This window comes from Paenibacillus sp. FSL H3-0329, from assembly GCF_037963285.1.
In the GTDB taxonomy this organism is placed as follows: domain Bacteria; phylum Bacillota; class Bacilli; order Paenibacillales; family Paenibacillaceae; genus Paenibacillus_AQ; species Paenibacillus_AQ odorifer.
Genome location: NZ_CP150150.1, coordinates 3,951,580 through 3,972,233 on the forward strand (window position 1 = coordinate 3,951,580; position 20,654 = coordinate 3,972,233).

Genomic DNA, 20,654 nt, shown 5'->3' on the forward strand with positions numbered 1-20,654 from the left:
TAAATCATGTCATTAATTCGACAATAATCGAGAGTATTATACAAAATTAAGATAAACAAAAAATAAACAAAATAAGAACCCTCGATAACCATCCATTCGAAGGTTCCTTCCATTACAATAACTTCTGTTTCATTAACGCTTTGAGTTTAGGATCGGGTGTTGTTCCGAGCTCTTGCTGCAACATCTCTTCCAATTGGCCAAATTTCCGCTGTGCTTCATTCATTCTCCCTAATTCAATTAATAAGTTGATGATTTCATGATAGATGTCCTCTCGCAAGGAATCTAATTTTAATATTTCTCCAAAATAATGCAGTGCTTGATGCTGCTGATTCTGCTCTAAATGAAATCTTGCAGCCAGCTCCAGCAATCCTATATATTCATGCTCGAGTCTCCGGGTCCTGCTACTAGCCCATTCATAAGCTTTTCCTTTGAGTAATGCTCCTGAGTATAAAACTTCTGCTTGAATCATCCATTCAACATGTCTTTCAGAGGTTTGCCTGATTTGCTTTAACAATCGCTCAAATTCATACAGATCACAATAAATGCTGCTCTCTACTACATGAATTTCGTTCCTGCTTGCTTTTATATAATTGGCGCCGATTGCTTTTCGAATATAATACAGCGTCGAGTTCAGATTCTTCCATGCTTTTTCAGGCTCCAATCCGCTCCACAACGTGTCGATAATTTCCTCCCGGCTAACCGTTCCTTTACTAACCAGAAAAGCAAATAATTCTTCTGTTTTTGGACTTCTCAGCTTGATTAGCTCTCTGTTCTGCGTTCTGCGGTACACTTTTAAACCATTTAACAAAAAAACTTCTAACGTAGGCTCAGCCGTTGTATTTCGATTCATTTTTTTGAGTTTCTCTAACGTCTTAGACAACCGCTCCGCAGTTACAGGCTTCAAAAGATAATCCACTGCACTTAGGTCAAAAGCCTGCAGCGCATACTCATCAAATCCGGTTACAAAAACCACATCTATCGATTCATCCAATTCATGCAAAAGGCTAGAAAGCTTCATCCCATTCGTCTCAGGCATAGAAATATCCAAAAAAGCTACATCTATCGGTTGGGCCTTCGCAAAAGCATAGGCTTCCGCTGGATCCAAAAACGTCTCATAGACTTCAATCTCTCCGCTCTGCGATAAGATCCGCTTCAGGCGTTTTACCGATAACTCCTCATCATCTACAATAATCGCTCGCAGCATGCCTTAACCTCCCATCCGTTTAAGCTGCTGTATTGGAATTTCAAAAGATACCGTTGTGCCTAATCCTTCAGCACTTTGAATATGAATATTTGTTCCATATAACAGCTTGATGCGCTGACTGATATTCCACAGCCCCACCCCTCTTTTATCTACATCTGACTTCATTACTTCTTTCAATTTATGCTCACTCATTCCAGATCCATTATCCTCCACAATAAAGCTAATCAGCGAATTCTCTAATTCCTTTACAGATATATTTACCGTGCCACCCCGCAAATTGGACATTAGGCCATGCCTTATTGCATTTTCGACCAAAGGCTGTAGAATCAGCGGAGGAATCCGGTAATCCGTATTTACTCTCACATCATATTCCACATTTAATCTGGCACCGAAGCGTGCTTTTTCAATATTGATATAAGCCTCTACCAGCTCAATCTCATTCTCCAGACTAGTTAGTGAATCCAGTTGTTTGAAATCAAAGCTGCTTCGCAAATACTGTGACAGCTGCAGTGTCAACTCTTCGGCCTTCTCAGGTTCTTCCACACATAGTTCAGCAATTGAATTCAGAGCATTGTATAAGAAATGAGGTTTGATCTGGGATCGTAAAAAAGCAATTTCAGCGTCTTTGGCAGTCTTCACGGAAGCTCTCAATCGGGTCAGACTTTTAACACGTGCCATTAGCTCTTCAGCTTCAAAAGGTTTTCCCACATAGTCATTTGCACCGTTATCCATGGACATCTTCATATCGCTCACCCTGTTCTTGGCCGTCAACATTAACACAGGCAATTCAAAAGGAGTAAATCTCTCTCTAATCTTTTGCAGAACCTCATAACCCGAAATGTCCGGCATGGTAATATCCAGTACCACCAGAAAAAAATCTGTATTTTTCGCTAGCTCCTCAAGTGCCATCTGCCCGCGATTGACGACCACAATAGAATATTTCTCCAGCTTAAACAGATTGATCATAGATTGCAGATTGGCAAAATCATCGTCCACTACTAAAATGGGCTCATCGATCTCGCCTTTGATATAAAGGGGATAACCACCATGGGAGAAACTTAATTCTTTATAAGAATGTGCCGCCTTAAGGGTTGGTCTCGTGATTGGCTTAACCGCTTTATCCCACCGTGGAAGTGTAAAAATAAACACCGAACCTTTTCCCACTGTAGATTCCACAGCTATGTTCCCGCCATGCAGTTCTACTAGCTTCTTAGTAATACTTAATCCGAGTCCTGTTCCACCATGACTATGAATCTCCGCCTCATCCACCTGCTCAAAAGCTTTGAAAATACGCTCCTGCATTTCCGGTGAGATTCCCAAACCTGTGTCTGCCACACGTACTTCCACCCACTCCTGAATAACTCTGGCACTAATCTCTATTTCACCCTGTTCCGTAAATTTAATCGCATTATCAACCAAGTTGTGGAAAATTTGAATCAGGCGATTGCCATCTGCATTCACCATAGGGAAATTCGAAGCGACTCTGTTAACGAGCAGGATCGACTTTTCTCCGAGCAGAAAAGAATGAATGCCAATGACGGAATCAACAACGGCTTTCAAATCCAGTTTGCTTTTGTATAATGTGATGTCTCCGTACTTCATTTTGGAATAATCGAGTAGTTCATTTACCATATGTGTTAATCTTCTGCCGCTCCCGATTACGATCGCTAGATTCTGCGCTTGTTTTTCATTAACTGGACCCTCAACCCCATCCAGCAGCGTAGCTGTAATGTTCACTATGGCATTCAGAGGTGTTTTTAGTTCATGTGAGGTGTTGGAAAGGAATTCATCTTTAATTTTATCCAGCCCGATCAACTGGTTTTTCATCTCGTCTATGGTATGGTAGGCTTCAAAAAAACGTAGAACAATCAGCACGATCATGATGATATTAAAAGCCACAATGTAAAACTGCCCGAGCCAAAGGTTCTCTTTTATAGAAAGAGCAAACAGAATAATATCTATGGAATATAGATTAATAGCTAGAATCGCCATAAACATCAGCAGCAATTTGATTCTATTTACTTCTGCGCTTCTGATATACAGGGTGGCCACTCTACATAACATCCAAATTAACATCAGCTCATATAAAATAATCACATACGGATAAATGACCGTGTAAGAACGAATCGGCAGGATGGCGACCAGAATTATAAAGCTGCCTAAAACAATCGTTATGGCTTGAGTGAATTTTAAAGATATTATGCTTTTGTGCATTTGGTAAAAAAATATTGCGAGCACAATAAAGCAGGAGATGGAGCTTATATCCTTTACTTTGTAGAGCATTATGAACGAAAGTTTAGGGAAAAAGAGTAAGAGTGAACGCTCACCGATCAACCCATGATATATCGCAAACAGCAAACAAATAGTCGCAAACACAAGTAAAGAGTAATCCTGCTTACGGTATAAGGACGCTGCCCCAAAGCAGATAAAAAAGATAAGGGCAAGTGTGCCTAAAATAGCAACGGTGCTAAATTCACGGGCCGTACTCTTCTGCTGAACCTCCATCATTGCTGCTTCCTCACCAAAGGATAAAGAAACCGGAATGCCCCCATTTACATAATCGAAGTTGGAGACTTGAATTATGATTTCTACATCTCCCTTATCAGACGAAAAAAGCCCAATCTGCGGGATATTCCCTGACCGATAATCAGCTTCATTAGCAGCAGGATTACCATCCTCAATAACTGACTGTCCATTAACAAAAATCCTGCTTGAAAAGCGGATATTTGTTTTTTTCAAGGCGAATACCCCACTTACGGGCAGGTTTTTTAGAACCATCCGATAGGTGGCGGAACCGAAGGCGGGTAAAGGGCTTCCATTAACGATGTTGCCGTTCCACCGGGAGGGCACCTCCATCCAAGCTGAAGAAGCAGGTATATCTGCGCTACCCGCCCTAAAATGCTCAGGAGTTAATAAGTGATTCCAATAAAACTCCCATTCACCGTCTAACTTGATAATCTTATCCTGTTCGTAATCCCAATTTGCGAGATCCATGACTCCATGCTGCACTTGCAGGTGACTCCCTTGTTTATCGTGACCCATAAGAATGGATAGAGGAATCGCAGATAATAAAATTAAACCAATCAGATAGATAAGTAATGTCCTTTTGAGCATCGTATCGGCCCCTTTTATGGAAGAGTAAAGCTGCAGCAATCACCAGGGCCATCCTGCAACACGTGTTGAAGAGTAAAAAGTTTAGATGAACATAGATAATTCTATAAAATTTTCTAATTTCCTTCACAATTCGACAAAGTAATGGGCCTTTATTAGGATTTTTTTCTGAAAAAGCGGGACTTGTATGAAAAGATGGTCTGATATGACCATGATGAGTAGGATGACGGTGTGAGCACGATGAGTAGGACGACGGTATGAGCATGATGAGTAGGACGACGGTATGAGCTTGATGAGTTTAATGACGAAATTAAAGGACCAGTTGGGCGACTTGTGCTACTTTGGCAACTCGAATGTATCTGCCGCGCGCATGCGGACTCAGGAGACCTTATTTGCTGAAAAATGAGGGTTTTGCCACGCTATCGGACTCAGTTGCAACAATTCGCTCATAACTACCCCATTTTGAGTCGATTTGCAGCTAATAAGAGCTTTGCAGTCCGTAACTTTTGGAATACGAGCGAAAATGTACGAATAGCTGCAATACGGTCCGTTCATGCTGGAGTTACACGACTTTGGGACATGGAAGACATGGACACAATGATAATCTGACGACTTGGACTAGATAGACAATTCTGACGTCGTTGGGAACTCTGAATACTTACACCGCGCGCATGCGGACTCAGGAGACCTTATTTGCTGAAAAATGAGGGTTTTGCCACGCTATCGGACTCAGTTGCAACAATTCGCTCATAACTACCCCATTTTGAGTCGATTTGCAGCTAATAAGAGCTTTGCAGTCCGTAACTTTTGGAATACGAGCGAAAATGTACGAATAGCTGCAATACGGTCCGCAACGTTCGAAAATGAATAATGATATTGCGCAGAGCACGTAATCCATTTTTGCGGATCAGTAACCACATGATGATCGTCCTAGAAAAGCCATGCGGCCGCGCGGGGGAAGAATCCGCTTTTAGAGTAACTAGTAACTTCAGCAAATTCAGCTCGTTCACCATGCTAGCTTCCTTCAACTAAAACCTAATCGGATTCGTCATCCTTATACACAGTAACTCATTGAAGAAATCCTCAGCACTCGTTATAATAGCAACTATAGGTCGTGAAGAACACGCCGCTTTTATACAATCTCTATCCTGGGTAAGCTCAGGAGGAATTGTATGGGAGCGGCTTTTTCTTTTTTCAAAAAAAATTACTTAAGGAGGATACACAAAATGTTCAGATTCGAACAGCAACTAGAGGAATGGTTACAGATCAACTTGGATAAGGAGAACAATCCCCGCAGACAGGAGCTTCTTGCAAAAGGGTTGGGCTATGGAACAGTCGAATTTCTACGTGCGGTATGGTTTCCTGCTGTAGGAAACTTCAACTACTTGTTCCCGGAATGGGAAGTGCGCGATTTCAACAATGGTTATCGTTATCTTGATCTGGCCTATATGCCAGGTGGAGCAAAGGGCGGAATTGAGATTCAAGGCTACGGTCCGCATGCTAGAGATCTTGATGTACGACGATTCAAAGATTTATGTAGACGCCATTCCTTATTATCGCTAGACGGTTGGACCTTCCTATCCATCGCCTATCCCTCAATCACGGACGAGCCTCAGCTATGTCAACAACTAGTACTCGCATTCATCGGCAAATTCATGGCTTCAGACGTGCCCTCTTCATTAACATGGTTAGAAGCTGAAACACTTCGTTTCGCAAGACGTCTTCTGCGTCCTTTCACACCTGTTGAACTCACCCATCATCTTAGAGTCACTAATCGTCATGCCCGACGTGTTTTACATGAGTTAGTTGAACAGCAGCTACTAGAGATCGTTGGTGGAAAAGAACGCAATCGAACCTATCAGCTTAGAATGTGATGATTTGATTTGATTAGTTTGGTTTGATTAACAAAGTTACGTTCGGACCGTATAGCTCTTATTTCCCAATTATCTTCGTTTTCGCCACGCTATCGGACTCAGTTGCAACTATATGCTCATAACCACCCCATTTTGAGTCGATTTGCAGCTAATAAGAGCTATGCAGTCCCTAACTTTTGGAATACGAGCGGAAATGTACGAATAGCTGCATTACGGTCCGTAATGGCAACTCTAAGGTCATACCAGCAAGGCTCATACAAAAAAATGATCATGAATCTAATCCGTTGCACCCCCGCATTGTCCTTCCAAAATCTAAGTCTTTTTCAATACCACCCATTACTATTACTAATCATTATTTAGAAAAAAAGTGCTCTGCTTATCCCGTATTTTAATCGACGCTTGACCTTAGGTCTGACCTAAGGTTTATAGTTATTTTATCAAATAACTTACAGTTAGGAGCACCGCCCTTGAATCCGTACCTTACAATTGGAGAACTATCAAAACTTATGAATGTATCTATCCACCAGATTCGATATTTTGAAGAAAAAGAAATCCTGTTTCCATCCTATATAGACAATAATCAGTACCGGATGTACGGCATCGATGAGATCTATCAATTGGCACATATCCTGTTGCTCCGCAAATTAAACATCCCTGTCAGTACCATTAACCAAAGTATGAATAAATCCGCAACGAATGACTACCAACAGCTGTTAGAGAAATCGCTAAACAAAATCAACTCAGAAATAAACCAATTAATAATGCTGCAACAATTTATACAAAAGGTACTAAAAGAACATGCAGATTATGGCAACATGGAGGGGGATTATCAAATTAAACATGTGGACAATCGTTATCTGAAAAAGTGGTTGGTGCTAGAGGATAACGAAACACTAACTGCACGAAGTTTATATGAAAAAAGACCGCAGAACCATCATTTATTTGAAACAGATTTGCATTATGTATACGATTCTGAACAAGTAACCTTATGCTTTGAAACCATTGAAACCACTCCCGCCCCTGACATTTTTTTAGAAAAAGGGTGCTATCTCTATAAAGCATTTTTTGTAGCTGACGATCAGGATGTAGATCATGAAATTGCCAAGCTGGAACACTTTTTAAATGGGCATCACTACATGGTATTGGGACCAATCATCATTCTGGAGAAATCGTACCTATCCATGTTTAACAACGACAAGCTTCATTATGAGCTTCAAATTCAAATCGAGCATGCCTTAGATGATACCACTAAATGAGTACAAACGAGGTTATCATCGCCCATTACCAGGAACAAGATCGTGAGGCTGTAAGCAGGCTATTGGTAGATGCATTTCACGGGAAATTTCACTCTCTCCTCTCTCTCGAGGACAATGAAATTGCTGATCTACTTATAAGACTTTGGGAACAAGATTCTTCTTCCTTATCATCTAAACAAATAATCGCTTATGAAAACGGAGAAGTGGTTGGCACTATCTACTTAAAATGGCAGGATACGCTCTCCCTTAAAAAAGGATCAATTAAACCACTGAATCGGGCTCCCTTTTTGCAGCTATTCAAGAAATTTGGATACTTAAATGTTTGTAAGTTAATCCTTGGGTTATATTTTTTGGATTATCAACCTAGAGCAAAAGAGTGTTATGTGGCTCATTTGGCTGTTCGGTCCAGTCACCGTAATAAGGGAATTGGCAAAGAGTTGCTGGGTTGGGCGGCGGATTTTGTAAACAGTCATTCTGAGGTTGAAAAATTAACGCTACATGTTGCTAACAAGAATAAACGAGCCATTAATATGTACCAGCAGTTGAACTTTGAGATCCATAAATCTAACTATAGCGCGGTAAGACATTTACTTTTTAAAGAGCCTATTTGGCATTACATGACAAGAAAAACATCGCTACAATCTGGGGGATCAATGAATGAAAAAGAAAATTAAGCTAACTGTCTGGATGATTACCATTTCGTTGTTAATTGCAGCGGTCTTGTTCGTACTACAGCAACATTCTTTCTCAATGACTGAGCAAAAAATTGAAATTGATACGCCTCAAGGTCAACTAACAGGAACCTTAGTTCTGCCCGAAAGCTACTCTGGAACCGTCGGACTGGTAGTTTTTGTTCATGGGGATGGCCCAGTTAATGATACTTACGATGATGGATATAAACCTTTGTGGGAAAAGCTCGCCTCTGCCGGATATGCTTCCTTATCTCTTAACAAACCAGGTATTGGGGGTTCCTCAGGGAACTGGCTAGAGCAAAGCATGGAGGATAGAGCACAAGAAACTATATATGCGATTAACTGGGCTAAAGCCTTACCTATGATTGATGCTCAAGCTATTGGTTTGTGGGGAGCAAGTCAGGCGGGCTGGGTGATTCCCAAGATTGTTAAAAAAGTGCCTGATCTCGCCTTCAGTATTCTTGTATCCCCCGCCATTCAATGGATTTCTCAAGGACAATACAATACCAGACAAGAGATGATTTTAGAAGGTTTTTCGGAAAAGGAAATAAAAAAGAGAGAAGATTATAACGCGCAAATCCTACTGCTACTTAAGGAACAGGCGTCATATGAAAGTTACTTGCGAATTGCACAATCGGACGATTTAATTTCCAAAGAAAAATGGGGTTTTTTCTCTAAAAATTATCAGTCAGATGCGAGTGAGGATTTAAAAAACTTCACTACTCCTGTCCACTTAGTTCTTGGCGGGCAAGATATAAATGTAGATGTTGAGGAAACCGAACGTATTTACCGTGAAAAAATTCCTAAAAACCTACTCTCCGTCTTCTATCTTCCTGATGCTGATCACTCTATGCTCTCAAAAAAGAATGCCTCATCACCATTAAGAACATATTTGACCGCAGTCTTTTTCCCACGACATATTGTTGTTGAGCAATATTTAGATGATTTGGTTCACTTTGTAAGCCAGTTTTAATCTGTTTGCCATCCATTAATACACTCTCGCCAGTTGAACTCCCTACGTTCGGACCGTATAGCCCCTATTTGCCAATTATCTTCGATTTCACCACGCTATCGGACTCAGTTGCAGCTATTTACTCAAAAGCACCCCTCAGATACACTTTTTCAGCTCAATAAGAGCTATACAGTCCGAAACTCAGGGAAAATGAGCGAATTAGCTGAAATAGCTGCATTACGGTCCGTAACGGCAACCGCGGAAGGAATTACCCACAGCCAAGCCCGTATTTTGGCTTTGATTTCCCCAGAATCTACGTATCTTATAGAATACCTACGACTATCACCAATGCACTCCCTACGTTCGGACCGTATAGCCCTTATTTGCTGAATTTCCTCGTTTTCGCCACGCTATCGGACTCCGTTGCAGCTATTTACTCAAAAACACTGCTCTGATCCACTTTTTCAGCTCATTAAGAGCTATGCAGTCCGAAACTCAGGGAAAATGAGCGAATTAGCAGAAATAGCTGCATTAGGGTCCGTAACGACAACCGCGGAAGTAATTTGGGCTCAAAAGGTCACGGACTTCCACTGCGAACGTACTTATCGGCAGTTTCGGCGCCCGTAACCACCACGCCAGCGTGCTAACCACCAACACCAAGCTCCGAAAACTCCACATAAGTAGCAGAAGCAAAGGCATAAACCGGGTGTCATTAACTCAGATTCTCCCTCTCCTACTGCATAAACAGCGTTATATGGCGTATTGATTATAGCTGTACGCTTTAGTGATAACGTATAATTTCGGATGATCAAGCTTAGCTTTGGTCAAAATCGATCATATAAGGAGAGGTTTTAATCATTGAGAAAACAACAACGTTTGTTAGCCATGCTCGTAACCTTCCTGCTTTTGTGCTCCTCTTTTCCGTTATCGATGTTTGCAGAGGAAGCACCTGATCCTTATGAAGGAATGATTAACATTCAAAGTGAATGGCAAGGCAGCGTATTTGGTGATGTTGGGGGGCAAGACAAGATTACTGCAGCCAACTTTGGCATTACGGAGAACACGGATGGATCAGCTACACTGCGAAGCTCGAACGATAGAGGCAAAGTATCGGGCAGCACGGAAGGTATCGCTTATTACTTTAAAGAGGTTGATCCAAGTGTTAATTTTGAGTTGAAGGCAACGGCTCACGTGGATGCTTGGACAGCCAATAACCAAGTTTCCTTCGGAATAATGCTGCGCGGCAATGTGTGGGATAACCAATTCGGAGCCTACTCTGGAGATTACGTCGGCGTGGGTGCTTTGGATCAAGAAATGAAAGCGTTTCACAAATTGCAAAATACAAGCCTACAGAAACTTGGGTACGTGTTTGATAACGTTAATCGCCCTGCCCAAGGAGAGAATTACGAATTAAGCATCAAAAAGACCGGAAATCTGTATATTGTCCGCATCGGCAATGAAACCAAAACGATCGAAAGCTTTGACGGCTCCATTCAATATGCGGGCCTTTACACCGCTAGAAATACTACGGTTACGTTCCGTAATATTCAATTCAGTCAAGAAGGTCAAATCGAGCTAGGACCTTGGGGCTTCAGCGCCTTCGGAGGCAATACTAGCCCAGCAAAGAACCCCGAACCTATAATTGAAAGTCCAACCTCTGTAACGATGACGACTTACGGCGGCAAAATCTCCAGCAGCGATGAGGGATTATCTTTTTATTCGAAAGAGATTCCTGTGGAAGCGAACTTTGAACTGAAAGCGACCGCTTCAGTGATTGCTTTTAATAGCAATAGCACTGTCAGCACACCTAACCAGAAATCCTTCGGTCTTATGCTCCGCGACAGTATTGGGACGAACGGAGATACAAGCACAACCACTTCTAACTATGCGGCGGTGGGTGCTTTGGATCAGGTAATGAAAGGTTTTTATAAAAAAGACACCCAAGTGAAGTTAAATCCTTTTAGCGATATCCAGGCTCCGTCCGCAGGAGCTGTATATTCGCTAAGTATTAAAAAAACAGGAGATACTTATCGATTAAGTGTGGGTGATCAGACCGAAATCATAACACTGGACGATACGTTCACAGATACTCTTTTTGCCGGAATTTATGTAGCTAGAGATGCAACTGTTACTTTCAGTGACATAGACATCCAGCTTGAATCCAAAATCGTAACCAGCTTAACCGCTGATACGAGCGCAATGACGAAAACCACTTATCTGGTTGGTGAACCCCTTGATTTGACTGGATTAGTCGTTAAGGCTATTTTTTCTGATGAGAGCGAGGCCGTTTTATCTTCTACGGATTATATTATTACAGGCTTTGATAGCAGCAAGGTTGGAGAAAATATCATAACCATTAACTACAACGGTGCTTTCGTGAGCATTCCTTTGCAAATCGTTCCATTATCTATGACCTCATTATCAGTGAAGTATTATCCAGCTAAAACCGTATATTACCCAGGGGATACCTTCGATCCAGAAGGTCTTGTTCTTGTTGCCAATTATAACGACGGCTTCCTGACCAAAGAACTGACAAGTGATCTTTATTCCCTCTCCATTAACGGACAACCGATCAGCGATTTATTACCGTATCTATTTACGCAATCAGGCTCCACAGCGGTATCCGTTACTTCAACAGAGGCGCCGGCAATCACAACGACCTTTAACGTGGAAGTAAAAGCAGCGACGTTATCCGCTTTAGAAATTCGAAATGAACCTAAACAAACACTCTACTATATCGGTGACTCCCTCAAACTAGAAGGACTTGTGGTTTATGCTCATTACAGTGATGGTACACAGATTCGGCTGTTGAACAATGAATACAAGGTCTCTCTTCTCGACACCACGACATCTGGGGATAAAAAAATCACAATTACGCATAAAGGCTTAACAACCTCTTTTCAAGTTAAGGTCAACGTTAAAAAACTACTTGGCATCGAAGTCACCAGCTATCCTAAAACTACCTTTTTTATTAACGAAAACTTTGACAGCAAAGATCTCTTCGTATCCAAAGTGTATGATAATTCAGATAGAGAGAAGCTAAACAGCTATACGCTCGACACTTCCAAGTTCAACAATCAGGCAGCTGGAGTGTATGAAATTGGCATACTCCCTACCGATTCTTCTATTATGCCCATTACGTATTCCGTTACAGTAAAAGAAAAGATGGATCCCGTTTGGAAAAGCATTCAATTCGGTCAGTCCACTTCAGCTGCTAACAATCAGACGATTGTCAACGAGGATGGATCCGCCCAACTGATCGCTTTGGAAGGCGGCGGTAAAGTCACCGAAGATCATGACGGCATTACCTTCTATTACACCGAGCTAGATGCTGCGGAAGATAATTTCGTGCTGTCTGCGGATATCCAAGTGTTGGCTTTTGCAAAAAATCCATATGACGGGCAAGAATCTTTTGGCATTATGGCACGTGACGTCATCGGCACACAAGGAAATTCTAGCGTCTTTGCATCCAATATAGCTGCCATCGGTGGTTATAGCGGCGGGACGAAAAGCGATCTGGGCACACAGCTTTTTGTCCGTACGGGAGTTGAAAAAACGGATGGGACTGGCAGTAAAGGGATTCAAACCATCATGCTTCAAAAAGAACGTCCTGCACCTGCCAATACTGTTCCAGCAGCACCTTACCATTTAACCTTAGCAAAGACGAATAGTGGTTTTACAGGACAGCTCAATAATGGCCAACAAGCTATTCATTTCACACCAGACATTCTAAGCGTACAGGATTCAAAAATGTATGTCGGATTCTATGCTGCTCGTTTAGCCACAATTAATGTAAGCAATATTCAATTAACAGTCACTTCAGCAGCTACAGATTCTCCTAAAATAGAACCACCTGCGACTCCCGTCACACCTAGCTTAAATATACTTTCACTAAGTAAAACCTCAGATCCAGCTTACCAAATGATTGTGCGCTCTAATGTCAACGGAACGGTGACGTTGAAGCAAGGTTCTACGATCATCGCTCAGGATATCGAGGCAATAGCTGGTAAACGTCTTTCTATTCCCACGAGACTTCTTGATCAAGGAGATACGAACTTCAGCATTACTTTTTTACCAGATGATACTCAGTATTTGACCTCTTATGAGAAGATCATCAGCAACTTTACCGTCACCCTAAAAAGTTATAACGAAGATGATGAGATCTACGTATCCCCCACCGGATCAAGCTCCGGAGATGGAACAATCAATCTCCCACTTGATATCGATACTGCGATTGATTTCGTTAAACCAGGTCAGCATATTATTGTGCTTGAGGGTCGTTATGTGCGGAAATCACCACTTGAGATTAAAAAGTACAATGATGGCAAAGCCTCCGCCAAAAAGTATATAGAAGCAGCACCAGGAGCAAGACCTATCTTTGATTTTGACAAAAAAACAGAAGGTGTTCTCTTGAGCGGAAACTATTGGCATGTGAAGGGACTTGATTTCACTCGCTCAGCTGGGAATACCAAGGGCTTTACAGTGGGAGGCAATTATAACATCGTTGAAAATAGCCGTTTCTATGCGAATGGTGACACTGGTCTACAAATCAGCCGAACTGATGGTACCGCGATAGAAATCAATGAATGGCCTTCCTACAACTTAATTCTCAACAGTACCTCCTTCGACAACCGTGATCCATCCGACAATAATGCCGATGGCTTTGCGGCAAAATTGACTGCGGGTGTTGGTAATATTTTTAGAGGTTGTCTGGCGCATAACAATATCGACGATGGCTGGGACTTATATACGAAAGCAGGCTCAGGTGCAATAGGTTCAGTGCTGATTGAGCACAGCGCCGCCTTCAACAATGGGTTCTTAACAGACGGAACCATAGGTGCCGGTGATAAAAATGGCTTCAAGCTTGGTGGCGAAGGCATTCATGTCACACATACCATCCGCGATTCCATCGCCTTTGGTAATGGCGCTTATGGTTTTACAAGCAATAGTAATCCAGGTGTGATCGCCATCAACAACATCGGATTTAACAATACGCGTGGTAATATAAGCTTCACCACTTATGATCACATTACTGCAGACTTTACGATTGACGGTTTCTTATCTTACCGAACTGCCAACATTGCAAAAGACCAATATCCAGCTTCTTTAGCTGCGGACAATAATTTCATGTTTGACGGTACGCGATCGGCGAATAAATCAGGTTTAGAACTGAGCGATTCTAACTTTGTCAGCTTAAATCCTGTAGTCAATTACTCTCGGGATGCTGACGGGAATATAATCTGGGGCGATTTCTTGAAGTTCATTCCTTTGGATGGACCGGAACCAAGTCCGACGGCTTCTCCGAGTCCGACCGCTTCTCCAAGTCCGACGGCTTCTCCAAGTCCGACGGCTTCTCCGAGTCCGACTGTTTCTCCGAGCCCAACGGCTTCTCCAAGTCCGACGGCCTCACCGAGTCCGACTGTTTCTCCGAGTCCGACCGCTTCTCCAAGTCCGACGGCTGCCGCGAGCTCAGGCAGTTCCGGATCATCGGTTGGAGATTCGGCCACTACTATACTCCATTTGGACGGTAGCGTAAGGATTGAGATACCTACTACTATGAATGGAGAAAAAGCTAGCGCAATATTGACTGAATCTTCCTTACAAAAGATTATGGCTTTAGCCAAACCTAATTCCGCAGGCCACAAAATCCTAAGAATTCAGCTCGCAGAGGAACAATCGTCAAATGTTGGCTCATTTGAAGTCACTCTCCCTGCTGCAGCATTTCTTGTTGGAGCATCCACATTGCAGCTGGAGATCAATACATCACTAGCTACCTTTGTACTTCCGGATAATCTATTCCCGGCGAAGACACTGGACAATGTGAAGACGGTTACCTTGCTCCTCAAGCCTGTCGATACAACAGGAAGTTTAAAGAAGCAATTGGGTGAAAGTTTGCTTATTGATTACGAGTTACTTTTGGATGGTACAACAGTTCAATTAGAGAGTTTAAATTCGGCCATACAAATTGGGCTTCCTTATCCAGCAGCTGTACCTCCATTGAACAACGCCTTTATTGTAGTGTGGAACGTCAATGAGCACGGAGTCATCCAACCGGTAGTAGGCGGGAATTATGATTCAGATAAGAAGCAAGCTATTTTCTCAACAACAAATTTATCTGGACAATACGCCGCCGTTTACAATCACAAAACGTTCAGGGACATATCTGATTCTCATTGGGCGAAGTTTATTGTAGAAGTACTAACATCAAAAGGTGTCATTAATGGTGTAACAGAAACAGAGTTTAGGCCCGACCAGACTGTTACACGTGCAGATTTCGCACTTTTATTGGTTAGAGCTTTAGGTCTATCTGCAGCAGAAGGAAATAGCTTTGCTGATGTGTCACCTAACGATTATTTTTATGAGGGACTTATGACAGCTCAGAAATTAGGGGTCGTTACGGGCCAAACCGACGGCCTTTACCACCCTCATGACTCCATCTCCAGACAAGAAATGTTTGTTATGGCAGCTAGGGCATTGAAGGCTGCTGAGGTATGGGAATCGAATACGACCGCTTCCTCCCCCTCTGCATTAGACAGCTACACTGACTATAATCAAATTTCTAATTATGCGGCAAATGATATTGCAACGCTGGTATCAGCAGGTCTCATTAAAGGAGACTCTCAGCAGCAGCTTACACCAACTGCCCATTCCACACGTGCCGAAGCCGCCATGCTGATTTACAGAATTATGATGCAAAAATAAAAAAAGAACTCCAAGACCACTATACTCGTGGTTTTGGAGTTCTTTTTATCCTCTTCCCTCCCCCCTTTAAGTCTTCTAGTTCATTTCCTTATCAGGAGGATTGGAAACCCGATACCCTTTCGGCGATTGATGGGTGATTTTCTGGAAATTCCGATGAAATGACCGTAAGTTACTATAGCCGCAAAGGTTGGCAACTTCACCAATAGTCAGATTCGAGTTTTTTAATATATAACATGCTTGTGAGATCCGATAGTGATTCAAGTAATCTGTGAAGGGCATTTTCATCAGCTGGACAAATAGCTTTGATAAATACGGGTAATCATATTGCAGATGTTTTGCTACAGCTTTTAATGTGCAATCGGCAGAATAATTTTGTTCTACAAAAAGCAGGATTTTATAGAGCACCTTTGTTTGCGGGGACTGTTTGACCGGAGCAAATGATGTCTGACAGATCAACTGCGCGCATACACCATACAGGAAACTTTTCTGGCTATAAATTGAATCCAGCTTTGTACAATCAGGTTCATTCACAGCATGGAGAACATTATCATTTGGTATAAAGCTTTTATAATTCATGTGAAAATCACCTATCAATTCTGTGGAGAAGAGGATTACCATAATCTCCGAAAAATCAATCGTCTCAAATTCATGCATCTGATTAGGAAAAATAAAAACAAGATCATTTTTCTGTACCTGATAGCTTTTCCCATCAATGGTGATAGATAACTGCCCGTCGTTGACATAAATAATCTCAAATGCCCGATGAAAATGAAGTGGAAAATGATAGTTTTTCAATGGAATGAGTTTAAAGTAATCTTTTTCGCCGACACCATGTTTTTCAAAAAAGGGCCACAAGTAGATTCTCCTTCACGAAAACACTAATTTTGTCTTAAAGTGTACTATATAAAGTATAGAACTAACAACGTTAGTTCCTATAATATTGGATAAAGTCAACCAAGCGGAGGTTATAGGACAATGGAATATCACGTATCAAAAACTGGTTCAGATCAAGGTCAAGGCACTCAACATAATCCCTTTTTAACCATCAATAAAGCGGCTTCAGTAGCTGTGGCTGGGGATAAGGTTATCGTTCATGAAGGGATATATCGTGAGTGGGTAAAACCGAGATACAAAGGATTAAGCGAACAAAGAAGAATTATTTATCAAGCCGCTGAAGACGAACAGGTTGTCATAAAAGGCTCTGAGCATATACAAGATTGGCAGCAGGTTGAGAACCAAATATGGAAAGTGATCTTGCCGAACACGTTTTTTGGCAGCTTTAATCCGTATGTTGAGGAAGTGTCTGGCGATTGGCTCGTCACTATAGAGGAGACAAGACACTTAGGGGATGTATATCTAAATGGCATGTCTTTTTATGAGGTCAGTCAGTATGATCAACTGGCAGCTCCTGTCGAAAAGCTGGAGTTCAAGGATCTCTGGACACAAGAGATGGTTCCGGTCCAAAATCCAAAACAGACGACCTACGTTTGGTTTGCCGAAGTAAGCCCTGACCACACCACGATTTACGCTAATTTCCAAGGTGCCAACCCGAACAAAGAACTGGTAGAAATCAATGTACGCAGATCTTGTTTCTACCCTGAAGAAACCGGAATTGATTATATTACTGTAAAAGGTTTTGAAATGGCGCATGCGGCAACACCTTGGGCACCTCCAACGGCAGACCAGCCCGGACTGCTAGGCACTAACTGGAGCAAAGGCTGGATTATTGAAAATAATATCATTCACGATGCCAAATGCAGCGCTATCAGTATCGGCAAAGAAGCTTCCACAGGCCATAATTACCGTACCCTTCGAAAAGACAAACCCGGATATCAATATCAGCTTGAATCCGTCTTTACTGCTGAGCGTCAGGGCTGGAGCAAAGAATCGATCGGTTCACATCTTATCCGCCATAATACCATTTATGATTGCGGCCAAAATGCCATCGTCGGCCACTTAGGTTGTATTTTCAGCGAAATTCATCATAACCATATTTACAACATTGCGACAAAACGGGAATTCTGGGGCCACGAAATTGCCGGGATCAAGCTTCACGCACCGATCGATACTCACATCCACCATAACCGGATTCACGATTGTACTTTAGGTTTATGGCTGGATTGGCAGACCCAAGGGACAAGAATCAGCAAAAATCTGTTCTATCAAAATCATCGGGATTTGTTTATAGAAGTAAGCCATGGCCCTTACATTGTTGACCATAATATCTTGACAGCTAAACATGCTTTAGAGAATGTAGCCCAAGGTGGAGCCTATATCAACAATCTGATCGGCGGCAGGATGGTTCATCGAAAGGTACTAAACCGGTCCACGCAATATCATCTTCCGCATAGTACAAAAATTGCCGGTTTCTCACTTATTTATGGTGGGGACGATCGGTTCTATAACAATATCATTGTTGGAAAAGACGGATGGACAGGCGTGGGAACATCACATTTCAATCACTACACCACCTCTTTGGCGGAGTATATCGAGAATGTCCATAAGTTACACGGTGATCTTGAGGAGTTTGAACTCGTTGAACAGCCTATGTTCATTAATAACAACGCTTACTTAAACAGTGCAGAGCCTTTCGAAAAAGAGAATGTAAAGCTGGTTGAGGAAAGCTTTGATCCAGACTTCTTTATTGTAGATCAAGGAGATGAGGGATTCCTTTCCATTGATCTGCCTGATAGCTTCGTTAACTTCTTAGGTGAAGTACATTCAACTGAAACTTTGCCGCGGGTGCGCATCGTGGATGCCGAGTTTGAGAATCCGGATGGCAGCAATATAATCCTGGATACAGATTTTCTGGATAACAAGAAAGAGAATAAAAGCACTTTAGGACCTCTTACACTTTTGAATAAGGGCAAAAATTATATTAAAGTGTGGTGATCGGTAAAGCAGGTGGCTAGTCCACCTGCTTTTTTCATTGCAATCATTGAGTCTGCTACTTATTGGCCTTAATCTTTTGAATAGATACTTCGTTTTGTTCTATTATGATTTGATATTCAACAATCTCTCCTGCTTTAAATTCTTCGTTAAATTCTTTACTGACCGTTCAAAGAATTGATCTGAAGGTCATGGACGATAAATAAAACGAATATAGATAAGTCTTGTGAAAAGTTATCTGAATGATACTCTAATTCAAAATAATAATCCTGCCCGTGATTACACCCTTTTCATCTCTGGAAAATTGAAGTGCCCTAGTTTCTTTATCGTCCGCACTGAAGCTTACGGAATCCGAGTAACCGATTTGCCCTTCCTCAAACATATTTTGGACAAAAAGCTTGACACTCCAGTTATCGTATTCATAATTGAAAGCCCCTTGTTCATCAACACGCACTTCCTTTACAGATTCAGGGATAATCGTGCCGGTGGAGATTTTTTTCTTCATATCCTCTATTTTTTTAATTAGTTCCTTCTCATCATCATCAATAGAGGCAGCTGCATCTGTTGAAACCGCTGAATCAACTTTGCTGTCGGCAGAGGGTTCTTTCAACAGCTCCTGTAAATAGCTCTCAGCTTTGACAGGGTCAGCTTTGGTTGGGTCCAGCGGAAGTTCAAATAGAATAGCGGTTCCCTTGTAATCGTTATTAGCGCTAATTTCCCCCGTACTTTCATTATAAGCAAACGCATCTTTGCTGAAAAAAGAACTACCATTACTGACAGCTAGATATACCCCTCGGTCAGCGAACATCTCCACTCCATCACATTCAATCAGCCGGTACATAATTCCATCTATAACAGCCTCGCTATAGCCACCATTCATTGTTGTGATATTAACCTGCCATGGTTTTAGTCCCTTTATAAGCGGTGACACAAAGAATGGATCCTGGCCATACTCCGGTTCACTTGTAGCAGGCATGGGGCCACCGTCTATTCTGGCGATGGATACAACGGCATAGGATCTGTTTGGGTTAATATTCTGATCAGACTTACTCAGTTCTGAAAGACCTTCCCCCGAGACTATTCCATTCAACGTCACGTTATAATCACCAGATATAACCGATTGGTTGATTTCAACAGCATCCCTGCTTTCGAATGCTTTTGCCAGCAGTTGCTGGCCCAGATGCTCAGCAACCTGCTTGGGGCTAAATAGCTGTGTAGCTGCATAAGCCGTTAAAGACATTACAAGCGTGAATATAGCAACCATTAGTCCAATCGAAACTCTTTTTTTATAGGCTGGTTTCATTGGTTTAGTCTCCTTAAACTGTTGGATGATTCTTTCGTTTAATTCCTCTGTCGGCTCTGCTGTAGAAGCTAGCGCTTGCTTTAGCAGTTGATCCAACTTTTCGGAGTCATTCATTGGGATTCAACCTCCAAAATCTTTTTCATCGCCTTGCGGGCTTGGAAAAGTCTGCTTTTAACTGTGCCCGGTGGAATCCTTAGCGCTGAAGCAATCTCATCAACGGTCATTTCTGCGGTATAGTACAGATAGAGCGGTATTTTCAGTTTCTCATTCAGCCGGTCTGCGGCAGCATGAATCATGTGCCGAAGCTCCTGGGACAGCAATGCATCCTCTGGCATAACCTCTCCATCGAAAGTACACGCCAGATCGACCGCTTCATTATAATCTGCTGTAGGTGCAATTCTTTGCCGCCATGCCCATTTTCTGCGTTTGTTTTTGCGTAATGAGATAGCAATCGAGATAAGGAACGCTTTCGGATTTTGGTTCAGGTCCATTTTATGCCGCATTTCCATAGCTTTTAAAAAAGTCTCCTGATAGAGATCGTCCGTATCCACCCTATTCCCCGCAAGCGTAAAACAAAATGCGTAAATTGCTTTGCCATGTAATTTTATTAGGTCACTCAACTCTTCAATTTCCAAGTAGGCTACTCCTTTCTGAATGGCCATTCACCTATA

The 20,654-nt window shown here is 42.1% G+C and carries 12 protein-coding genes; 6 read left to right on the top strand and 6 right to left on the bottom strand.

The window, feature by feature from the left end:
* Positions 1-112 precede the first annotated feature (112 nt).
* The 3 genes from NSQ66_RS17395 to NSQ66_RS17405 all read right to left on the bottom strand — a co-directional run bounded on the left by NSQ66_RS17395 (position 113) and on the right by NSQ66_RS17405 (position 5,328).
* Positions 113-1,204, bottom strand: a complete 1,092-nt coding sequence (locus tag NSQ66_RS17395; protein ID WP_076142601.1) for a response regulator — start codon at positions 1,202-1,204, stop codon at positions 113-115.
* A 3-nt stretch (positions 1,205-1,207) separates the two neighbouring features.
* Positions 1,208-4,318, bottom strand: a complete 3,111-nt coding sequence (locus NSQ66_RS17400; protein ID WP_141118629.1) for an ATP-binding protein — start codon at positions 4,316-4,318, stop codon at positions 1,208-1,210.
* Between the two features lie 776 nt (positions 4,319-5,094).
* Positions 5,095-5,328 (bottom strand): hypothetical protein, encoded by a 234-nt coding sequence (locus NSQ66_RS17405; protein WP_076141908.1) that lies wholly within the window; start codon positions 5,326-5,328, stop codon positions 5,095-5,097.
* 213 nt (positions 5,329-5,541) lie between these two features.
* Here NSQ66_RS17405 and NSQ66_RS17410 point away from each other — a divergent pair, with 213 nt between their 5' ends.
* From NSQ66_RS17410 to NSQ66_RS17430, 5 genes are all read left to right on the top strand, one after another.
* The gene (locus tag NSQ66_RS17410) at positions 5,542-6,189 is read left to right on the top strand and encodes a transcriptional regulator (RefSeq protein ID WP_076106179.1); all 648 of its coding nucleotides are present in this window, start codon (positions 5,542-5,544) and stop codon (positions 6,187-6,189) included.
* Between the two features lie 467 nt (positions 6,190-6,656).
* Positions 6,657-7,445 carry a MerR family transcriptional regulator gene (locus tag NSQ66_RS17415; protein WP_076141907.1) on the top strand — a complete coding sequence of 263 codons (789 nt, stop codon included), beginning with the start codon at positions 6,657-6,659 and terminating at the stop codon, positions 7,443-7,445.
* Positions 7,442-8,119, top strand: a complete 678-nt coding sequence (locus NSQ66_RS17420; protein WP_076106184.1) for an N-acetyltransferase — start codon at positions 7,442-7,444, stop codon at positions 8,117-8,119. Before NSQ66_RS17415 ends, NSQ66_RS17420 begins: the two co-directional genes overlap by 4 nt.
* A complete protein-coding gene (locus tag NSQ66_RS17425) occupies positions 8,103-9,110 on the top strand; it encodes an alpha/beta hydrolase (protein WP_036688171.1) in 1,008 nt (335 codons plus the stop codon). Before NSQ66_RS17420 ends, NSQ66_RS17425 begins: the two co-directional genes overlap by 17 nt.
* A gap of 837 nt (positions 9,111-9,947) precedes the next feature.
* Positions 9,948-15,791, top strand: a complete 5,844-nt coding sequence (locus tag NSQ66_RS17430; protein ID WP_339279323.1) for a bacterial Ig-like domain-containing protein — start codon at positions 9,948-9,950, stop codon at positions 15,789-15,791.
* Positions 15,792-15,866: 75 nt separating this feature from the next.
* Here NSQ66_RS17430 and NSQ66_RS17435 read toward each other — a convergent pair whose 3' ends face one another.
* The gene (locus tag NSQ66_RS17435) at positions 15,867-16,646 is read right to left on the bottom strand and encodes an AraC family transcriptional regulator (RefSeq protein ID WP_339279325.1); all 780 of its coding nucleotides are present in this window, start codon (positions 16,644-16,646) and stop codon (positions 15,867-15,869) included.
* A 120-nt stretch (positions 16,647-16,766) separates the two neighbouring features.
* Between NSQ66_RS17435 and NSQ66_RS17440 the strand changes: the two genes are divergently transcribed.
* Positions 16,767-18,683, top strand: a complete 1,917-nt coding sequence (locus NSQ66_RS17440) for a right-handed parallel beta-helix repeat-containing protein (RefSeq protein ID WP_076194926.1) — start codon at positions 16,767-16,769, stop codon at positions 18,681-18,683.
* Between the two features lie 247 nt (positions 18,684-18,930).
* Here the strand turns inward: NSQ66_RS17440 and NSQ66_RS17445 are convergent, their stop codons facing one another.
* Both NSQ66_RS17445 and NSQ66_RS17450 read right to left on the bottom strand, forming a co-directional pair.
* Positions 18,931-20,097, bottom strand: coding sequence for a hypothetical protein (locus NSQ66_RS17445; protein WP_076129716.1), 1,167 nt, complete (start codon positions 20,095-20,097; stop codon positions 18,931-18,933).
* Entirely contained in the window at positions 20,094-20,645 is a 552-nt protein-coding gene (locus NSQ66_RS17450) for a sigma-70 family RNA polymerase sigma factor (protein WP_076141903.1), read from the bottom strand. The genes NSQ66_RS17445 and NSQ66_RS17450 overlap by 4 nt, the downstream gene beginning before the upstream one ends.
* Positions 20,646-20,654: the final 9 nt, after the last annotated feature.